The 17,275-nt window shown below is 70.3% G+C and carries 11 protein-coding genes, 1 tRNA gene and 1 pseudogene; 11 read left to right on the top strand and 2 right to left on the bottom strand.

Going from position 1 to position 17,275, the window contains the following annotated elements; genetic code table 11:
• Nucleotides 1–42: 42 nt before the first annotated feature.
• A complete protein-coding gene (locus tag I8N67_RS35800) occupies nucleotides 43–912 on the top strand; it encodes a Rieske (2Fe-2S) protein (protein ID WP_200308460.1) in 870 nt (289 codons plus the stop codon).
• Nucleotides 909–2,561 carry a cytochrome bc1 complex cytochrome b subunit gene (gene qcrB / locus I8N67_RS35795; protein WP_200308459.1) on the top strand — a complete coding sequence of 551 codons (1,653 nt, stop codon included), beginning with the start codon at nucleotides 909–911 and terminating at the stop codon, nucleotides 2,559–2,561. The genes I8N67_RS35800 and qcrB overlap by 4 nt, the downstream gene beginning before the upstream one ends.
• Before the next feature lie 176 nt (nucleotides 2,562–2,737).
• Here qcrB and I8N67_RS35790 read toward each other — a convergent pair whose 3' ends face one another.
• Nucleotides 2,738–4,687 (bottom strand): helix-turn-helix domain-containing protein, encoded by a 1,950-nt coding sequence (locus I8N67_RS35790; RefSeq protein WP_200308458.1) that lies wholly within the window; start codon nucleotides 4,685–4,687, stop codon nucleotides 2,738–2,740.
• 316 nt (nucleotides 4,688–5,003) lie between these two features.
• On the opposite strand from I8N67_RS35790, the gene I8N67_RS35785 reads away from it, so the two are divergent.
• From I8N67_RS35785 to I8N67_RS35745, 9 genes are all read left to right on the top strand, one after another.
• Nucleotides 5,004–6,761 carry an FAD-dependent oxidoreductase gene (locus I8N67_RS35785; protein ID WP_307835465.1) on the top strand — a complete coding sequence of 586 codons (1,758 nt, stop codon included), beginning with the start codon at nucleotides 5,004–5,006 and terminating at the stop codon, nucleotides 6,759–6,761.
• Between the two features lie 18 nt (nucleotides 6,762–6,779).
• Nucleotides 6,780–7,673 (top strand): dioxygenase family protein, encoded by an 894-nt coding sequence (locus I8N67_RS35780; protein ID WP_200308456.1) that lies wholly within the window; start codon nucleotides 6,780–6,782, stop codon nucleotides 7,671–7,673.
• Nucleotides 7,673–8,740 carry a maleylacetate reductase gene (locus I8N67_RS35775; RefSeq protein ID WP_200308455.1) on the top strand — a complete coding sequence of 356 codons (1,068 nt, stop codon included), beginning with the start codon at nucleotides 7,673–7,675 and terminating at the stop codon, nucleotides 8,738–8,740. Before I8N67_RS35780 ends, I8N67_RS35775 begins: the two co-directional genes overlap by 1 nt.
• Nucleotides 8,741–8,846: 106 nt before the next feature.
• Nucleotides 8,847–9,758: a YceI family protein gene (locus I8N67_RS35770; protein WP_200308454.1), complete on the top strand. Its 912-nt coding sequence runs from the start codon at nucleotides 8,847–8,849 to the stop codon at nucleotides 9,756–9,758.
• Nucleotides 9,759–10,072: 314 nt separating this feature from the next.
• The gene (locus tag I8N67_RS35765; RefSeq protein WP_200308453.1) at nucleotides 10,073–11,248 is read left to right on the top strand and encodes a TIR-like protein FxsC; all 1,176 of its coding nucleotides are present in this window, start codon (nucleotides 10,073–10,075) and stop codon (nucleotides 11,246–11,248) included.
• A gap of 48 nt (nucleotides 11,249–11,296) precedes the next feature.
• Entirely contained in the window at nucleotides 11,297–15,256 is a 3,960-nt protein-coding gene (gene fxsT, locus I8N67_RS35760) for an FxSxx-COOH system tetratricopeptide repeat protein (RefSeq protein WP_200308452.1), read from the top strand.
• A gap of 182 nt (nucleotides 15,257–15,438) precedes the next feature.
• Entirely contained in the window at nucleotides 15,439–15,642 is a 204-nt protein-coding gene (locus tag I8N67_RS35755) for a hypothetical protein (RefSeq protein WP_200308473.1), read from the top strand.
• A gap of 53 nt (nucleotides 15,643–15,695) precedes the next feature.
• Nucleotides 15,696–16,910, top strand: coding sequence for an FxsB family cyclophane-forming radical SAM/SPASM peptide maturase (locus I8N67_RS35750; RefSeq protein WP_372443879.1), 1,215 nt, complete (start codon nucleotides 15,696–15,698; stop codon nucleotides 16,908–16,910).
• A gap of 64 nt (nucleotides 16,911–16,974) precedes the next feature.
• Nucleotides 16,975–17,048: transfer RNA gene (locus I8N67_RS35745), tRNA-Pro, on the top strand.
• Nucleotides 17,049–17,125: 77 nt separating this feature from the next.
• Here the strand turns inward: I8N67_RS35745 and I8N67_RS44750 are convergent.
• A pseudogene (locus I8N67_RS44750) lies at nucleotides 17,126–17,275 on the bottom strand (tyrosine-type recombinase/integrase); the annotation flags it as partial.

Here is a 17,275-nt window from a genome sequence, read left to right as displayed (position 1 = left end):
GGACCTTCGGGTCGCCGCTCGGACCGTGAAGGCGGACAAGTTATGCACAGTCAAGACATTCCAAGAGAGATCGTGCGTGCGGGGAGGGAGGAGACATACGTCCATGCCTTCGTGACCGTGCCGGTGTGGCACAACCCGAGTGCGGGGCGCGGGAATCCGTCCCGCGATCATCGCACCCCGCCCAAGGACGCGCGGGCCGCCGGGCGTTCCGGGCACGTGATCGCGCTGCTGCTCGCCATGGCGGCGCTGGCCATGGCCGGCTTCGTCGCCTCGTACGCGGCGATCCCCGCCGACGCGTCGATCCTCGTCTTCCCCCTCGGGCGTATCGAGGCGCTGAACTTCTCGCTGGGCATGACCCTGAGCGTGGCTCTGAGCTGTCTCGGCGCGAGCGCCCACCGCTGGGCCCGCATCCAGATGCACCGGCTGGAGACGGCCGGCCGCTCCCCGCGCTCCACGGGCACGCGGCTCATCGACCCGACGACGAACCAGCCGCTGCGTCCGTCGGACATCGCCGTCGGCTCGATCGTCCCCGCCAGGCGCGAAGCCGGGCCGGGCCGCGGTGAGCACGTCCGGCCCGAGACCGACGACGCCGTCCTGATCCTCGCGCGGCTCCGGCCGGACGACATCAGGGACCGGCACGCACTCGACCGGTCACAGGAGGGCATCGTCGCCTTCTCGAAGACCTGCACCCACTCCGGGTGCCCGACAACGCAGTACACCGAGCAGACGCACCATGTGCCCTGCCCCTGCCACCAGTTCACTTTCGACCCCTCCGACGGTGCCCGGGCGACCTTCGGCCCCGTCCCTCACGCTCTGCCGCAGCTGCGCATCGGCGTGAACGACGAGGGCTACCTCGAAGCGCTCGGCGACTTCGAAGAGCCCGTCGGTCCTGCTTTCCGGGAGCGCGCTTGAGCACCACCGAGTCCACCACCGAGCCCACGACCGAAACACCCGCGCGCGGCAAGGCGCCGGCCGGCGAGCGGCTCGCCGACTGGGCCGACGGCCGGCTGGGGATCTACTCCCTGGCCAAGTCCAACATGCGCAAGATCTTTCCCGACCACTGGTCGTTCATGCTGGGCGAGATCTGCCTCTACAGCTTCCTCATCGTGATCCTCACCGGGGTGTATCTGACGTTGTTCTTCCATCCGTCGATGAACGAGGTGGAGTACCACGGCACTTACGTCCCCCTCCAGGGCCAGCTGATGAGCGAGGCGTACAAGTCCACCCTGGACATCAGCTTCGAGGTCCGCGGTGGTCTGCTGATCCGGCAGATCCACCACTGGGCCGCACTGGTCTTCATCGCGGGCATGATCGTGCACATGATGCGGGTGTTCTTCACCGGCGCGTTCCGCAAGCCGCGTGAGGTCAACTGGGTCTTCGGCTTCCTGCTGCTCTTCCTGGGCATGTTCACCGGGTTCACCGGCTACTCGCTTCCCGACGACCTGCTCTCCGGCACCGGTCTGCACTTCATGGAGGGCGCGATCCTGTCCGTGCCCATCGTCGGCACGTGTCTGTCGTTCTTCGTCTTCGGCGGAGAGTTCCCGGGACACGACCTGATCCCGAGGTTGTACTCGGTCCACGTCCTGCTGCTGCCGGGCCTCATGCTCGGGCTCGTGGTGGCGCACCTGATCCTGGTCTTCTACCACAAGCACACGCAGTTCGCGGGTCCCGGCAAGACCAACAGGAACGTCGTCGGCATGCCGCTGATGCCGGTCTACATGGCCAAGGCCGGAGGCTTCTTCTTCCTGGTCCTCGGGGTCATCGCGGTCATCGCGGCGGTCGCCACGATCAATCCGATCTGGGCCTTCGGCCCCTACCGGGCCGACCAGGTGGCCGCGGGCTCTCAGCCCGACTGGTACATGGGCTTCGCCGAGGGGCTGCTGCGGCTGATGCCCGGCTGGGAGATCAACCTGTGGGGCCACACGCTCGCCCTGGGTGTGTTCGTGCCGCTCGCCGCCTTCCCCGTGGGCATGGCCGCCCTCGCGGTCTACCCGTTCATCGAGTCCTGGGTCACCGGCGACAAGCGCGAGCACCACATCCTGGACCGCCCGCGCAACGTCCCCACCCGCACCGCCTTCGGTGTCGCCTGGCTGACCGCCTACTTCGTCGCGATGATCGCCGGCGGCAACGACATCATCGCCACCCACTTCCACCTCTCCCTCAACGCGATCACCTGGTTCGCCCGGATCTTCTTTTTCGCCGGCCCGGTCATCGCCTTCGTCGTCACCAGGCGCATCTGCCTCGGCCTCCAGCGCCGTGACCGCGACAAGGTGCTGCACGGCCGCGAGACCGGCATCATCAAGCGCCTCCCGCACGGCGAGTTCATCGAGGTCCACGCCCCGCTCAGCCAGGAGCAGTTGCACACGCTCACCGCGCACGAGCAGTACCAGCCGGCCGAGATCGGTCCGGCGGTCGACGAGAACGGGGTCGAGCGGGGGCTCAAGGGCTCCGAGAGGCTGCGTGCCAGGCTCAGCAAGGCGTACTTCGGCCCGTACGGGCAGGTCGCCAAGCCGACTGCCGCGGAGCACCAGGAGATCACGAGCGGCCCCGGCCACCACTGATCACCGCGAGCGCCGTCCGCGCCGTACGGCAGTGAAGGGGTCCGTCCGAGATACGGGCGGACCCGGCGCCGTGGGCCACAAGTCGTGGTGCCGGAATCGTGGTGCCGGAATCGTGGTGCCGGAGGAGGCATCGGTCATGAGCCTTCGGATCGAGACATCCGCGGCGACGGACGCGGTCAGCCCCGGTAACCCCGCAGCTTCCGGTACAGCGTGGCGCGGGCGATGCCCAGGGACGCCGCGGTGCGGGCCTTGTTGCCTCCGTTGCGGTGGAGGGCCTCCAGGATGGCGGTGCGTTCGGCGTGTTCCATCGGGCTGAGACGCCGGGCCGGGGGTCCCTCACGGACGGGGTCCGGCAGTTCGGCGCGCCGGACGGGGCCCGTGGCGCGGCGGTGCTCGGCCAACGCCCGTACGAGGTGGAGCAGTTCCGTGACGTTGCCGGGCCACGGGTGCTGTTCCAGGGCGTGCAGGGCGTCCAGCGTCCAGGTGAGCGGGGGCTGTCCCGGTGTCGGCCTCGGAGCCAGTGCTGCCAGCAACTCCCTTATGTCGTCCGGGCGTTCGCGCAGCGCGGGAAGGGTGACCGAGCGTGCGGCCAGGGTGTCCAGGAGCCGTTGGAGGCAGGGACCGGCAGGAGCTCCGGGGGTGTAGGTGACCAGCAGGGGAGCGGCCGGGTGCGTTTCGAGGAGCGAGTTGAGAGTTGCGGTGTCGGGCTGTGCGAGTCGTTCCACGTGGCGGACGAGAAGGGGCTGACCATCCGTCAAGGCGTCGAGCACGAGACCGAGTTCGCCCTCGGCCGCGTCGACGAGCAGTGCGTCGGTGACCAGTTCCTGGGCGAGTGCGGTCTTGCCGGTGCCCCGTTCGCCGACGAGGAGCAGCGGCTCGGGCGACCGGGCCAGCTCCGTCGCGCGCCCCACCGCGTGCCGCCATGGCACCGATCGCCCGGCCAGCGCCACGACACCACGCCCGGCCGGAGCCGGCGTCACCCGCCCCAGCGGCTCCAGCACGGCCACCGCGCCGATGACCGAGCCTCGGTGCGGCACCGTGGTGACCGTCACGGAACACCGGACGCCGTCCGGGAGCCGGACGCGGTACGAGGTCGGGGTCGGGGTCCGGATCGGTGTCGGGGCCGAGGCCGGGGTCGGGGTCCGCGTCGGAGCCGAAGCCGGAGCCGAAGCCGGAGCCGAAGCCGGAGCCGAAGCCGGAGCCGGAGCCGGAGCCGGTATCGGTGGCGAGGTCGGCGTTCGGGTCCGGGTAGGTGCCGGTGTCATACCCGAGACACCCTCACCCCCCTGGCCCACCCCACCATTCCCGCCATCCCCCGCGCCCCGCAGCAGCGCCACCACGCTCCGCTCCAGCGCCTCCAGCCCCTCCGGTGACAACAGCCGCCCCGCGGCCTCGTTCACCAGACGGTTGCGGCCGTCGAGGGCGACGACCGCTCGGCCCTGGTCCCGTGCGGCCCGCAGATACGCGTCCAGCAGTACGCGCTCCGCCGCCTGGGACCGCGCGAGGAGTTCCGCCTCGACGGCGCCGGCCGCGGCCTCCGCGAGCGAGGCCCACGGATGCGGACCGGACTCGGCGCAGAGCCCGGAAGCGACCGTCACCGTGCCCAGAGCCTGCCCGGTCTCCGGCGCGAGGACCGGCACGCTGACCGCGGACATGTCCTGCCACACATCGAGGAAGTGCTCCGGTCCGTGCACCTCGGCGCGGTGGCGGGTGCGCAGGGCGAGGGCCGCGCTGTTGTGGCCGACCACCTGCTCGGAGAGGTCCTGGGAGCAGGGACCGCCGGCCGCGCACCCGGTCGCCCAGAGCACCCGCAGCCGCTCGTCGGTGAGCACGAGCGCCGCCTGCCCGGTGCCGAGGGCGGGGGCGAGCCGTTCGAGCACGGGCCGCGCCGCGGTCAGCAGGGCGGACTCGTCCGGTCGTACGGGATGCCGCGGGGCGTTGAGGTTCGAGTCCGGCGGCGAGTCCGGTGCGTCGTGTCGTACGCCGAAGAACCGGGCACGCTTCCAGGCGGCGACGACTTCCTCCGGCACACCGTCGGGCAGTCGACGTCCGTCGAGGAACAGCTCACGGGCCTGGCGCAGCGACGCCAGGGCGGGACGGACGGGAAGGTGCTCTGCGGTGGTCACGACGCCACTCACCGTACCGGGCGACGTTGAACAGGCAACGACCGCCCCGAGGGCGGGCGAGGCGGCCCGCCCACAGCGCCGCCGCCCACAGCGCCCGCCACCCGGTCAGTCCTCCGTCGGGTCGTCCGTGAGTCATCCGTGGGGTCGTCCGTCTGAACGGGCGTGGCCCCAGCCCCGTATCCCTAACGGCATCCGCAACGGCATCCGCACGACACAACCCCCACGCACTGTCTCTAATTGAGACACCCACGCTCCCGCACCGCCCTCCATGATCTTGAGCGGTTGGTGCCTGTCCTCATTCCCTGGAGCGTTTGCCGTGCAGACCGTCGAGCCGGATGTCGTGACCGACGTACTGATCGTGGGCAGTGGCCCCGCGGGCGCCGCCGCCGCGCTCGCTCTGAGCACCTACGGCGTCCCGAACATGGTGGTCACCCGCTACGCGAGCCTCGCGGAGACGCCCCGGGCGCACATCACCAACCAGCGCACCATGGAGGTGCTGCGGGACCTCGGCGTCGAGGACGAGGTCGTCGCGAAGGCCACGCCGCAAGGGCTGATGGGCAACACGACCTTCTGCACCAGCCTCGCCGGCGAGGAACTGGGCCGGGTCCGCTCCTGGGGCAACGACCCGCTCGTCCAGGCCGCGCACGAGCTCGCCGGCCCCACCCGGATGTGCGACCTGCCCCAGCACCTCATGGAGCCGGTGCTCGTCGACGCGGCCGTCGCGCGCGGCACCAGCCTGCGCTTCAGCACGGTCTACAAGTCCTTCGTCCAGGACGCCTTCGGCGTGACGGTCACCGTCGAGGACCGGCTGCGCGGCGACGAGTACACCATCCGCGCCAAGTACCTCATCGGCGCCGACGGCGGCCGCTCACAGGTCGCCGAGGACGCCGGGCTGCCGATGGGCGGCCAGATGGGCGTGGCCGGCAGCATCAACATCGTCTTCGACATGGACCTGGCGAAGTACACCGCGCACCGCCCGTCCACCCTCTACTGGGTGCTCGCCCCCGGCGCCACCGTCGGCGGCATCGGCGCGGGCCTCGTCCGGTGCGTGCGCCCCTGGAACGAGTGGCTGATCGTCTGGGGCTACGACGTCACCGCGGGCGCTCCCGACCTGACCACCGAGTACGCCGAGTCGATCGTCCGCAGGCTGGTCGGCGACGACGAGATCCCGGTGACCATCAAGTCGTCCTCGGCCTGGACCGTCAACGAGATGTACGCCGAGACGTACTCGAACGGCCGCGTCTTCTGCGCCGGCGACGCCACGCACCGCCACCCGCCGTCCAACGGCCTCGGCTCCAACACCTCCATCCAGGACGCCTACAACCTGGCCTGGAAGCTCAAGCTCGTCCTCGCCGGCACGGCCTCCCCGAAGCTGCTGGACTCCTACACCGCCGAGCGCGCCCCCATCGGCAAGCAGGTCGTCACCCGGGCCAACAAGTCCATCGGCGAGACCGCCCCCGTCTTCGAGGCGCTCGACGGGCTCTCCCCGCAGACCCCCGAGCAGCTCTGGGCCAACATCGCCGCCCGCAAGGACGACACCGAGGCGGCTCAGAAACAGCGGGCGAAGCTGCGCGAGGCGATCGCGTTCAAGGTGTACGAGTTCAACGCGCACGGCGTTGACCTCAACCAGCGGTACGCGTCGGAAGCGATCGTCCCCGACGGCACGCCCGACCCCGGCTTCGACCGCGACCCCGAGCTGCACCACCAGCCCACCTCCCGCCCCGGCGCCAGACTCCCGCACGCCTGGATCACCTCCGGCACCCGCACCCTCTCCACGCTCGACACCGTGGGCCAGGGCCGTTTCACCCTGCTCACCGGCATCGGCGGCGCCCACTGGATCCGGGCCGCCGGGGCCCAGGACCTGGAGATCGCCACCGCCGTCATCGGCCCCGGCCAGCAGTACGAGGACCCGTACGGCGACTGGGCACGGCTCAGCGAGGTGGCCGACGGGGGAGCCCTGCTCGTACGCCCGGACGGGTACGTCGCCTTCCGCCGCGCGACGGCGGCCGCGTCCGTGGAGGAGGCCGAGCGGTTGCTGACCGAGGCGGTGCGGCGGATCCTCGGGCATGGCTGACCGGAAGGACCCCAGGACATGACCACCGAATTCACCACCCGAATCACCGAGGCGGTCGTCGACAGCCTCGACGGCACGGCCGACCCGCGCCTGCGCGAACTGCTGACCGCCCTCACCCGCCATCTCCACGCCTTCGTGCGGGAGACCGAGCCGACCATGGCGGAGTGGGAGCAGGCCATCGGCTTTCTGACGGCGACCGGGCAGACCTGCACGGACACCCGGCAGGAGTTCGTCCTCCTGTCGGACGTGCTCGGTGTCTCGATGCTCGTCGAGACGATCAACAGCGACGGTAGCGGGGACGTGACGGAGTCGACCGTTCTCGGTCCCTTCCACATGACCGAGTCCCCGGTCCGTGAACTCGGCGCGGACATCGACCTGGTCGGCGACGGCGAGCCGTGCGTGGTCAGCGGACGCGTACTGTCGAACGACGGCACTGAGCTGCCCGGCGCGGTCCTCGACGTCTGGCAGGCGAACGCCGAGGGGTACTACGACGTCCAGCAGCCGGACGTCCAGCCGGCGGGCAACGGGCGGGGACTGTTCACGGCGGACGACGAGGGCCGCTTCCGGTTCCGCACCTGCGTACCGAGCCCGTACCCCATCCCCACGGACGGCCCCGTCGGGGACCTCCTCCGGTCGACGGGCCGCCACCCCTACCGCCCGGCCCACATCCACTTCATCGCCTCCGCGGAGGGACACACGCCGGTCACCACCCACATCTTCGTGGCCGGCAGCGACCACCTGGACTCGGACGCGGTGTTCGCGGTCAAGGAGAGCCTCGTCCAGGACTTCACCGAGACCGACGACCCGCCCCTGGCACGGGAGTTCGGCATCCCGAGCCCGTTCCGCCACGCCCGCTTCGACCTCGTACTCAACCGGGATCCCAACTCCGATCCCAACGCGGAGCGGCCGTAATGGAGTTCATGTACGAGGCGCAGCCCATGCGTGTCGTGATGCGGCCGGGCGCGTCGTTGACGGCCGTGGCGGAGGAGGCCGAACGGCTGGGCCTGCGGCGGCTGTTGGTGGTCTGCGGCCAGAGAGGCACGGAGACCGCCCGGACGGTGGCGGATTCGCTCGGCGACACGTGCGCCGGGTTGTTCGCGCAGGCGCGCCAGCATGTCCCGGTGGAGGTCGCGGACCGGGCGGTGGAGGCGGTGCGGGCCGTCGGCGCGGACGGCTGTGTGGCGGTCGGCGGCGGCTCGGCGATGGGCCTCGGCAAGGCGATCGCGCTCCGTACCGAACTGCCGTTGATCGCGGTGCCGTCGACGTACTCCGGCTCCGAGATGACCCCGGTCTGGGGCCTGACCGAGCACGGCGCCAAGCGCACCGGCCGGTCCCCGTCGGTCCTCCCCCGCAGCGTCGTCTACGACCCCGAACTCACCCTCTCGCTCCCCGTGAGCCTCTCCGTGACCAGCGGCATCAACGCGGTCGCCCACGCGGCCGAGGCCCTGTACGCACCGGACGCCACGCCACTGGTGTCACTGATGGCGGAGGAGGGCGCCCGGGCCATGGCCGGCGCTCTGCCCGGGGTGGCGGCCGACCCCGGCGACCTGGAATCACGCGGGCGAGCCCTGTACGGGGCCTGGCTCTGCGGCGCCACACTCGGCGCCACCACCATGGGCCTGCACCACAAGCTGTGCCACGTCCTCGGCGGCACCTTCGGCCTCCCGCACGCCGAGACCCACACGGTCGTCCTGCCGTACGCCCTCGCCCACAACGCCCCCGCCGCCCCCGAAGCCATGGCGGCACTCGGCCGAGCCCTGGCCACGGACAACGCCCCGCACGCCTTGTGGGACCTCTCCCGCCGTCTGGGCGCACCCCGCTCGCTGGCCGAACTGGGCCTCAGCGAAGCCGACTTGAGCCCGGCGGCGGACGAGGTGACCGGGCAGGCGTACCCGAACCCACGGAACCTCACAGCAGCGGGTGTCCGGGAGGTCCTGAGGGCGGCGTACGAGGGCAACCGGCCACCGGCGTGGCCCTGACCCGCGGATCCGCACGACGAGACCGACGTGACCGACGTGACCGACGTGACCGACGTGACCGACGTGACCGACGAAGAAGAACAGCGCAAAACGGAAGGTGAACACCATGCCCCTCGGACTGCTCCGGCGGCGATTCAGGAATGCCTCCGGAGGCGGCGCGGCCCTCACGTTTCCGGTGCCGACCGGCGCGGGAGTCGTCGTCCGCGAGGTCCTCGACCCCGTCAACCAGCCCATGGGCGCGGCCGATGTGACGGTCACGGAACTGCGCACCCACCGCACCGCGGCACGCGGCACCACCGACCCGTACGGCTTCTTCACGGCCGTACTGCCGCCGGGCAGCTACAGCCTGCTCGTCGTGGCCGAGGGTCTGGAACCGCATCGCGAGACGATCGAGGTGGCGGCCGACGCGGGCCTGTCCCCGGAGCGGGTGTGGCTCCGGTCGGCCCGGCAGCTCGAACTCCCGGCCGCCGGCACCTGGCTCTTCGACCCGCCGCACACGGCGATCCGCTTCATCGCCAAGCACGTCGGCATGGCCCACGTACACGGCCGCTTCGAACGCTTCGACGGCGGCCTCCAGATCACTCAGGACGTGTCCGAGTCCCGCGTCCAGGTACGCATTGACGCGTCCAGCATCACCACGGGCAACAACACCCGCGACACGCACCTGCGTTCCGCCGACTTCCTCGACGTCGAACGCTTCCCGTACATCGACTTCACCAGCCACCGCTTCGCCTACCGGGGCGGCAGCAAGTGGACCCTCCAGGGCAGCCTCACCATGCACGGCGTGAGCCGCTCGGTCGCCCTCGACACCACCTACCTCGGCACCGTCAACGGCGGCTACGGCGAGGAACTCCGCTGCGCCGCCCTCGCCAAGACCGAACTCCACCGCGAGGACTACACCCTCAACTGGCGCTCCATGCTCGCCCGCGGCATAGCCGTGGTCGGCCCGACGATCCAGCTGGAACTCGACGTCCAGGCGATGTACAGGACACACGACACGCCTACGCCGCCGAAGTAGCGAGGGGAGAGCGCCCGGCGTTTCGGTGTGTGTACGGCCGGCCGACCCCCACTGTCTTGTGGACGTGCTGTCTTGTGGACGTGCGAAGAGCACTGACGAAGCGTCCGCGAAGTGTCGCCAGGTCCGCCGACAGCGCCGGCGGCGTCTCGTCGCGCCCCTCCTCAGAGGTGACCCCCGGCGTCGAGTGTTCACTCGGCGGTCGCCCGGATGTCTGAGAGCGGCGGTGGCCGGGTAGGACCCCGGTGCCGTCGGTGCGGCGCGGCATGCTGGGGGGAGCCTTGGATCAGCCGTATTTCTTTCTCTCTTATGCGAGGTTGGACGATCGGGCAGCCTACGTGGGGCGGTTCTACAGCGACCTGCTGAAGGCTCTCGACCTACCGGTGACGGTGTCGGCCCGCCAGCCCACCTTTCGTGACGTCGAGAACATCATGCTCGGGGACGACTGGTTGCTGGAGCTGAGCCGGGCGGTGGGCTCGTGCAAGGCGATGGTCGCGCTCTATTCGCCGGCGTACTTCCGCAGCCAGTACTGCGGCAAGGAGTGGACGCACTTCGCCGCCCGGGTGAAGCGGTATCAGGAGATGACCTCCGTGCAGCCGCGTGCGCTGGTCCCGGTGATCTGGGAGCCCGTGCCGCAGCGCAGGATGCCCGCCGAGGTCAAGGCCATGCAGTACACGGAGCAGGGGCTGGGGGAGGACTACCTCAAGTACGGGCTGCTGCAACTGATGCAGTCGGACCCCGGCGGGGACGCGTACCGGCATGTCGTCGCGGAGCTGGCCGACCGGGTGCGCAGGGCGGCGGACCCGTTCAACCTGCCGGTCGACGCCCCTCCCGCCTTCGACCTCTCGACGGTCCGGGGCTGTTTCCCGCTCGACGAGGTGCCGGAACTCACCGGCCACGTACGGATATTCGTGGCGGCCTGTACCAAGTCACGGCTGCCCACGGGGCGTTCACGTGTGACCTACTACGGGGAGGCCCCGTGGACGTGGGCGCCGTACAGCCCGCCGCGCGTGCCGAACGTGGTGGAGCGGGCCAGGCGGGTCATCACCGGTGAAGGGCACACCGCGAGCGTGGCGCCGGTGAACGCCCAGCTGATCCGCCACCTCAACCGGGCCCGCCAGCTCAACCAGGTGTGTGTCCTGCTCGTGGACGCCTGGTCGGCGCGCGAGGCCCCGTACCGAGGAGCGCTCGTCCGGTACGACGAGCTGTACCACCCGACGACCGCGGTGCTCGTGCCCTGCCATGAACACGACCGGGAGTCGGGCGAGGACAACGCGGCCCTGTGGGACGCGGTGGAGGAGGTCTTCCAGCGGAACTGGCTGCGCCGCAACGATCCCCATGACCCGGTGTTCTGGGCACCCGTCGACCAGCATCAGTTCGACGACATGCTGGCCCGGGCGGTGGCCGTGACGCAGAACCGGATCGCCGCCAGCGGCCGTGTCCGGCGCCTGCCGCCGGGCGCACCACCCCCCGACGCGATGCCTCGGCTCTGACCCGCCGACCTCGCCCGGCCCGCCGACCACGACTGCCCAGGAGACCGGATGAGCACCTCCAGCGAACCGGACGGCCGAGGCCAGGTCGTCACCTTCTACTCGTTCAAGGGCGGCGTCGGCCGCACGATGGCCCTGGCGAACGTGGCATGGATCCTGGCCAGCCGGGGCAAGCGCGTCCTGGCCGTCGACTGGGACCTGGAGGCCCCGGGCCTGCACAGCTACTTCCACCCGCTGCTCACCGACCCCGAACTGCGCGACACCGACGGGCTGATCGACCTGCTGCGCTCCTACCAGCAGGCGGTGCTCCTGCCCGGCCATGAGGAGGTCCCGCAGGACGACGGCTGGTACCGCCGGACGCTGGACCTGACCCCGTACGTGGTCGGCCTCGACCTCAAGTTCGCGAGCGGCGGCCGGCTGGACTTCCTGCCCGCCGGGCGGCAGAACGCCGCGTACTCGGACTCCGTCACCTCCTTCGACTGGCACGCCTTCTACGAACGGTTAGGTGGCGGATCGTTCCTGCGGAGGCTGCGTGAGGAGATGGCCGCCCGCTACGACTACGTCCTGATCGACAGCCGTACGGGCGTGACGGACAGCTCGGGCATCTGTACGGTCCTGATGCCCGACCTCCTCGTCCTGGGCTTCGTCTACAACGTGCAGAACATCCGGGGCTCCGCGCACGTCGCCCGCTCCGTGACCCAGGGCGCCCGACGGCCGATACGGCTGCTGCCGGTGCCCATGCGGGTCGAGGACGCGGAGCGGGAACGGCTCGAAATCAGCCGTGACCGCGCCCGGGAGGTCTTCGGCAGCCATCTGTCCTGGGTGGAGGAAGGCAACGTCGAGCGGTACTGGGGCGACGTGGAGATCCCGTACAAGACGTTCTACGCGTACGAGGAGATCGTCGCGCCCGTCGGTGACCGGCCCCTGCAGGAAGGCACCGTGCTCAAGGCCTGCGAACGGCTCACCGACTGGCTCACCGACGGCGAGGTCCGGCGTGGCGTTCCCCTGCCCGACGAGGAGCGGCAGCGACTGCTGACCGCGTACATGAACAAGAGCCGGGCGATGAGCGCCTGTCTCTTCATCAGTCACGCGCCCGAGGACCGGATCTGGGCGGAGTGGGCCGCCTGGCATCTGGAGTCCGCCGGATTCCGCGTCACGCTGCACGACATCACCGCCACCAAGCCGGGCGAAACCGCTCCGGAAGTGGTGCGTGCCCTGGCTGAGGAGGGCAGGGTCCTCGCCCTGCTGTCCGCGGAGTACGCCGCGTTGCCGCATGCAGCCGTGCTCTGGCGGGCACTGACGGTCAGGGAACGCGCGCTGACCCCCGAAGTGATCGCGGTCCGCATCCAGGGCGGCGAGCGAGCCCTCGAACCGCCCTTCGACCTCGCGGCCGCCCCCAGCATCGCCCACCTCAGCGCGGTGAACGCGGTACGGCGGCTGCGGCAGAGCGTCGGCCCGCCGCCCTCGGCCCCGACCCCCGTGCGCGGCGCACCCGCACAGCTGACCCCGGAACCCCCGCGCTACCCGGGCACGAACCCGCCGGTCGAGTCCGTACAGCCCAGGAACGTCGGGTTCACCGGCCGGAACGCGTTGCTCCACGAGTTGCGGGACCGGCTGACCAGCACGGAGGGATCGTCGCGGCCCCAGATTCTCGTGGGCCTCGGCGGGGTCGGCAAGACACAGACCGCTCTGGAGTACACCTACCGTTTCCGCGGTTCCTACGACGTGGTGTGGTGGGTCACGGCCGCCGAACCCACCGTCATCGCCAGCGAATTGGCCCGCCTCGCTCCCCAACTCGGCATCGAGCACGGAGAGGACACCGCGCTCACCGCCCAGCGGGTGCTCAGGTCCCTGGCCGGCGGAACCCCGTACCGCACCTGGCTGATCGTCTACGACAGCGCGGGCACCCCGGACGAGACGGTCGAGTGGCTCCCCACGGAGATCTCACGGGGCGGGCATGTGATCGTCACGTCCCGCGACCGCACCTGGGAGGAGGCCGGAGACGTGCTCCCGGTCGAGGTGTTCAGCCGGGCCGAGAGCGTGGCACTCCTCAGCCGGCACAACCCCGGCCTCGACCCGGACAGCACCCAGCAGATCGCACACGAACTCGGTGACCTCCCCCTCGCCGTCCACCAGGCCGCGGTCTGGCTCAGTGCCACGGCCATGCCCGTCGATCGCTATCTGCACCTGTTGCGCACCCAGACGACGGAACTGCTCAAGCGCACCGAGAAACGCTCGCAGGAAATGGCGGGCTGGCTGGTGTCGTTGGAGGAGATCCGGTCCAACAGCCCCGCTGCCGCCGACCTGTTGGAGATCTGCTGCTTCTTCGGCGCCGACCCCATACCCATGGACCTGCTGTACACCCGCTCCCTGATGGACGCTCTCACCCTCGACGAGGACGAACCCCGGGACGAGGTGACCATCAGCGAGGTCTTCCAGGAGATCAACCGGTTCGGGCTGGCCAGCGCGGATCAGGAAGAGGGCACGCTCGTCATCCACCGGCTGGTGCAGGCCGAGATCCGCCACTCGCTGCCCGTGGAACGACGCCTGCGTCTGCGCTCGGTGGTACACGCGGCGCTGGCCGCGGGCAACCCCAAGTCACCTGGCGCACCAGAGAGTTGGCCGCGCTACGCACAGCTGTTGCCCCACCTGTGGCCCAGCCGGGCGGCGCGCAGCGACGACCCCGAAGTGCAGCAGTGGATCATCGACACGGTGCGCTGTCTGTGGCGCCGCAATCTGCTGGCCTCCGGGCGGGACACCGCCGAACGCGTTCTTGAGGCGTGGACCGACCGCCTGGGCCCGGACGACATGCAGGTCCTGCGACTGCGCACCCAACTCGGCAACATCCTGCGTTCCCAGGGCAATTCGCGAGGGGCCTGGGAGAACGACCTCGACGTACACCGGCGGTTGGCGGCACTCGTGGGTCCCGATCGCCGCCGTACGCTGATCGCGGCCGCCAATGTCGCCGCCGACCTCAACGCGCTCGGCCGCTACGCCGAGGCCCGTGAGTGGGACCGCGCCACCTATGAGGCCAGCAAGGCCGTCTGGCCGCCCGACGACCTCCGGCTGTCCATGCACGCCAGCAACCTCGGCGTCTCGGAGTACCTGTGCGGGGACCGGCACGCGGCGCTGGAGATCCACCGAAGGGTGTACCGCGACCGGCTCGACCTCAAGGGCCGCACGGACATCTACACCCTCAGTGCGGCCTCCAACTACGCCCGCGACCTGCGCGAGACAGGCGACCTCCGGACCGCCCTCGTGCTTCTGGAGGAGACCTGCCAGGTGCTGTGGGAGCGGCTCGGCCCGCGCCACGCCCAGACCCTGTCCACGCAGCGCAACCACGCGGTGGCACTGCGCCGGTCGGGCCGCTACGAGGAGGCCCGCCGACTCGTCGAGTCCGTCCACCTGATGTACGCGGAGGACCGAGGCCGTGACCACCCGGACACCCTGGCCGCCCGTGCCGACCTGGCCAACGTGCTCGCGGCCCTGGGCGACGTCGATAGCGCCCGCGAGCATGCCGACCACATCCTGACCCGCCAGCGGCAGACCCTCGGGGAGTCCCATCCCTACACGCTGGGCTGCCAGAACAACCTCGCCATCTATCTGCGGCTCGGCGGCCACGCGGCGGCCGCCCGTGCCACCTCCCAGCGCGCCCTGAAGGCGCTGAGCCAGGCCCTCGGGGAGCGGCATCCCTACACCTTGGACGCGATGATCAACTACGCCAACTGTCTCGTCGACACCGGTGAGCGGGAGGCCGCCATCGCCCTCGAACGCGAGGCGCTCGAAGGGGTGTTGGAGACGCTGGGCGCCGACCACTACGACGTCATCACCCTGCGCTCCAACCTCTCCGTCGACCTTGCCGGGGCCGATGACGCGGAGGAGTCGGAGCACCACTACAGTGGGGCACTGCAGCTCGCCGCCCGGACCCTGGGCGTCGATCACCCGACCTACGAGGCGGTGGACAGCGGGGTGCGACTGGACGCGGACATCGAGCCACCCTTTACGTTCTGATTCCGCGTCACCGAACCGCCCTGGCCCCATCTGCCACGGCGAGGGTTTCTTTACGGTGCTTTATGCGCGTTCCTGACGTTTCTTTACGGGTCGCTGCTATTCTCCGCTCACGGTTTCGGCCATACCCTGTCGGCCGGACATCCCCTATCAGCTCTGACCCTAGGAGAGCGGTGTCTCCCCCCTTGGCCTCGACATTCGCGTCTGCGGACTGTGCCCATTCCAGCGCGGACGCGATCAGGCCTGCCGAGGACCGCCCCCGTACCGGCACCGCGAACAGCGCCCTCGATCACGTATTGCGCCGCCTCGAATGGGAGGCCGCCAATCCGGATATCACGCACCCGGCCGAGTTCGAGTCGTCGATCGAATTCGAAGCGCCGATGTGGTGATCTCCCCGCCGCGTTCGCCCCTTTCCTCGGCATTACGCCAGTTCGTCCTCAAAGTGCACAGCCGCTGCAATCTGGACTGCGACTACTGCTACGTCTACCACTCGGCCGACACCAGCTGGCGAGACAAGCCCCGCATCATGGAAGCGGCCGTCGCCGAGCAGGTGGCCCACCGCATCGGAGAGCACGCCAGGGCCCATGAGCTGCCCGGCGTCCGGATCGTGCTGCACGGCGGAGAGCCGCTGCTTCTCGGGGCCGGACGGCTGGAGGAGTTGCTCACCGTCCTCGGCCGAGGGCTGGCGAAGTGGGCGGTACCGGTCCGCTTCTCCGTACAGACCAACGGCGTCCTGCTCACCCCCGACATCCTCGACGTGCTCCACCGCTACGAGGTAGCCGTCAGCGTCAGCCTGGACGGCACCCGGGCGGCGCACGACCGGCATCGCCGCTTCCCCCGTGGGCTGGGAAGTCACGGGCAGGTCATGGCAGGGCTCGCGCGGCTGGGAGCGCCCGAACACCGCTCCCTGTACGCGGGTCTCCTGTGCACGATCGACCTGGCGAACGACCCCCTCGACACGTACGAGGCCCTGCTCGCCTCACGTCCGCCGCGCATCGACCTCCTGCTCCCGCACGGCACCTGGGACGTGCCGCCCCCCGGACTCGGGGATCGACGGCACCGGGTGTCGTCGACCGCGCCGGTGACCGCCGGGGGCGTGATGGCGCACTCGGAGGAGACGCCGTACGCCGACTGGCTGCGACGGGTCTTCGACCGGTGGTACGACGCGTCCGAGCGGGAGACGGGCATCCGGCTGTTCGAGGAGCTGATGGCGGGCCTCCTCGGCGGCTCCGTGCGTACGGAGTCCGTCGGGCTGGCGCCGGCGACCCTGGCCGTCATCGAGACCGACGGCTCCATCGAGCAGTCCGACTCGCTCAAAGTCGCCTTCGAAGGAGCGCCGGAGACGGGGCTCGACGTCTTCCGCAACAGCCTCGACGACGTTCTCGGACAACACCTGTTCCGCCAGCGGCAGTCGGGTGCCGACGGACTGGGCCCCACTTGCACACGGTGCCCTCTGGTGGCCGTGTGCGGAGGCGGACTCTTCGCACACCGGTATGCCTCCGGCGGCGGCTTCCGTAACCCGACCGTCTACTGTGCCGATCTGGCAGCGTTGATCCTGCACATCCGGGCTCGCGTACGGGCCGATCTCGCCATGGCCGCACCGGACCTGACCGGGGGGCGGCTCGGTCCCGGCAGTCGGGAAAGGCCGGTCGCGTAGGGTAGGGTTCACCTGCGGGTTCACACGGATCGTCCATAAGGATCGATCACCGTGGAGAACGCGGCGGGACGTGGCGCAGCTTGGTAGCGCACTTGACTGGGGGTCAAGGGGTCGCAGGTTCAAATCCTGTCGTCCCGACTCGTATGAGTCGCAGGTCAGGGCCGGTTTCGGAGGCATCCGAAACCGGCCCTTGATCATTCTGTCGGCGGCCGTGATTTGTGTACGTCCGGGTGCGGGTAGCGCTGGGTGGTGGTCAGTGACCCGTGGCCGGCGATCCTGCGAAGGACGTGTACTTGGACTCCGGCGTCGGCGAACCAGGTCAGTCCGGTGTGCGCCAGCGGCGGAGAGTTGAGGCGTCCGCTCTC

The organism is Streptomyces adelaidensis, from assembly GCF_016598475.1.
GTDB classification, from domain to species: Bacteria; Actinomycetota; Actinomycetes; order Streptomycetales; family Streptomycetaceae; genus Streptomyces; species Streptomyces adelaidensis.
Note: the sequence above shows the minus strand (reverse complement) of the source record. Positions and strands in the feature narration are given on the sequence as shown.

What these genes read in the sequence shown, in the direction of transcription:
- I8N67_RS35800 (WP_200308460.1), top strand. Translation starts at nt 43, where the DNA reads ATGCACAGTCAAGACATTCCAAGAGAGATCGTGCGTGCGGGGAGGGAG.
- I8N67_RS35780 (WP_200308456.1), top strand. Translation starts at nt 6,780, where the DNA reads ATGACCACCGAATTCACCACCCGAATCACCGAGGCGGTCGTCGACAGC.
- I8N67_RS35775 (WP_200308455.1), top strand. Translation starts at nt 7,673, where the DNA reads ATGGAGTTCATGTACGAGGCGCAGCCCATGCGTGTCGTGATGCGGCCG.
- I8N67_RS35770 (WP_200308454.1), top strand. Translation starts at nt 8,847, where the DNA reads ATGCCCCTCGGACTGCTCCGGCGGCGATTCAGGAATGCCTCCGGAGGC.
- fxsT (WP_200308452.1), top strand. Translation starts at nt 11,297, where the DNA reads ATGAGCACCTCCAGCGAACCGGACGGCCGAGGCCAGGTCGTCACCTTC.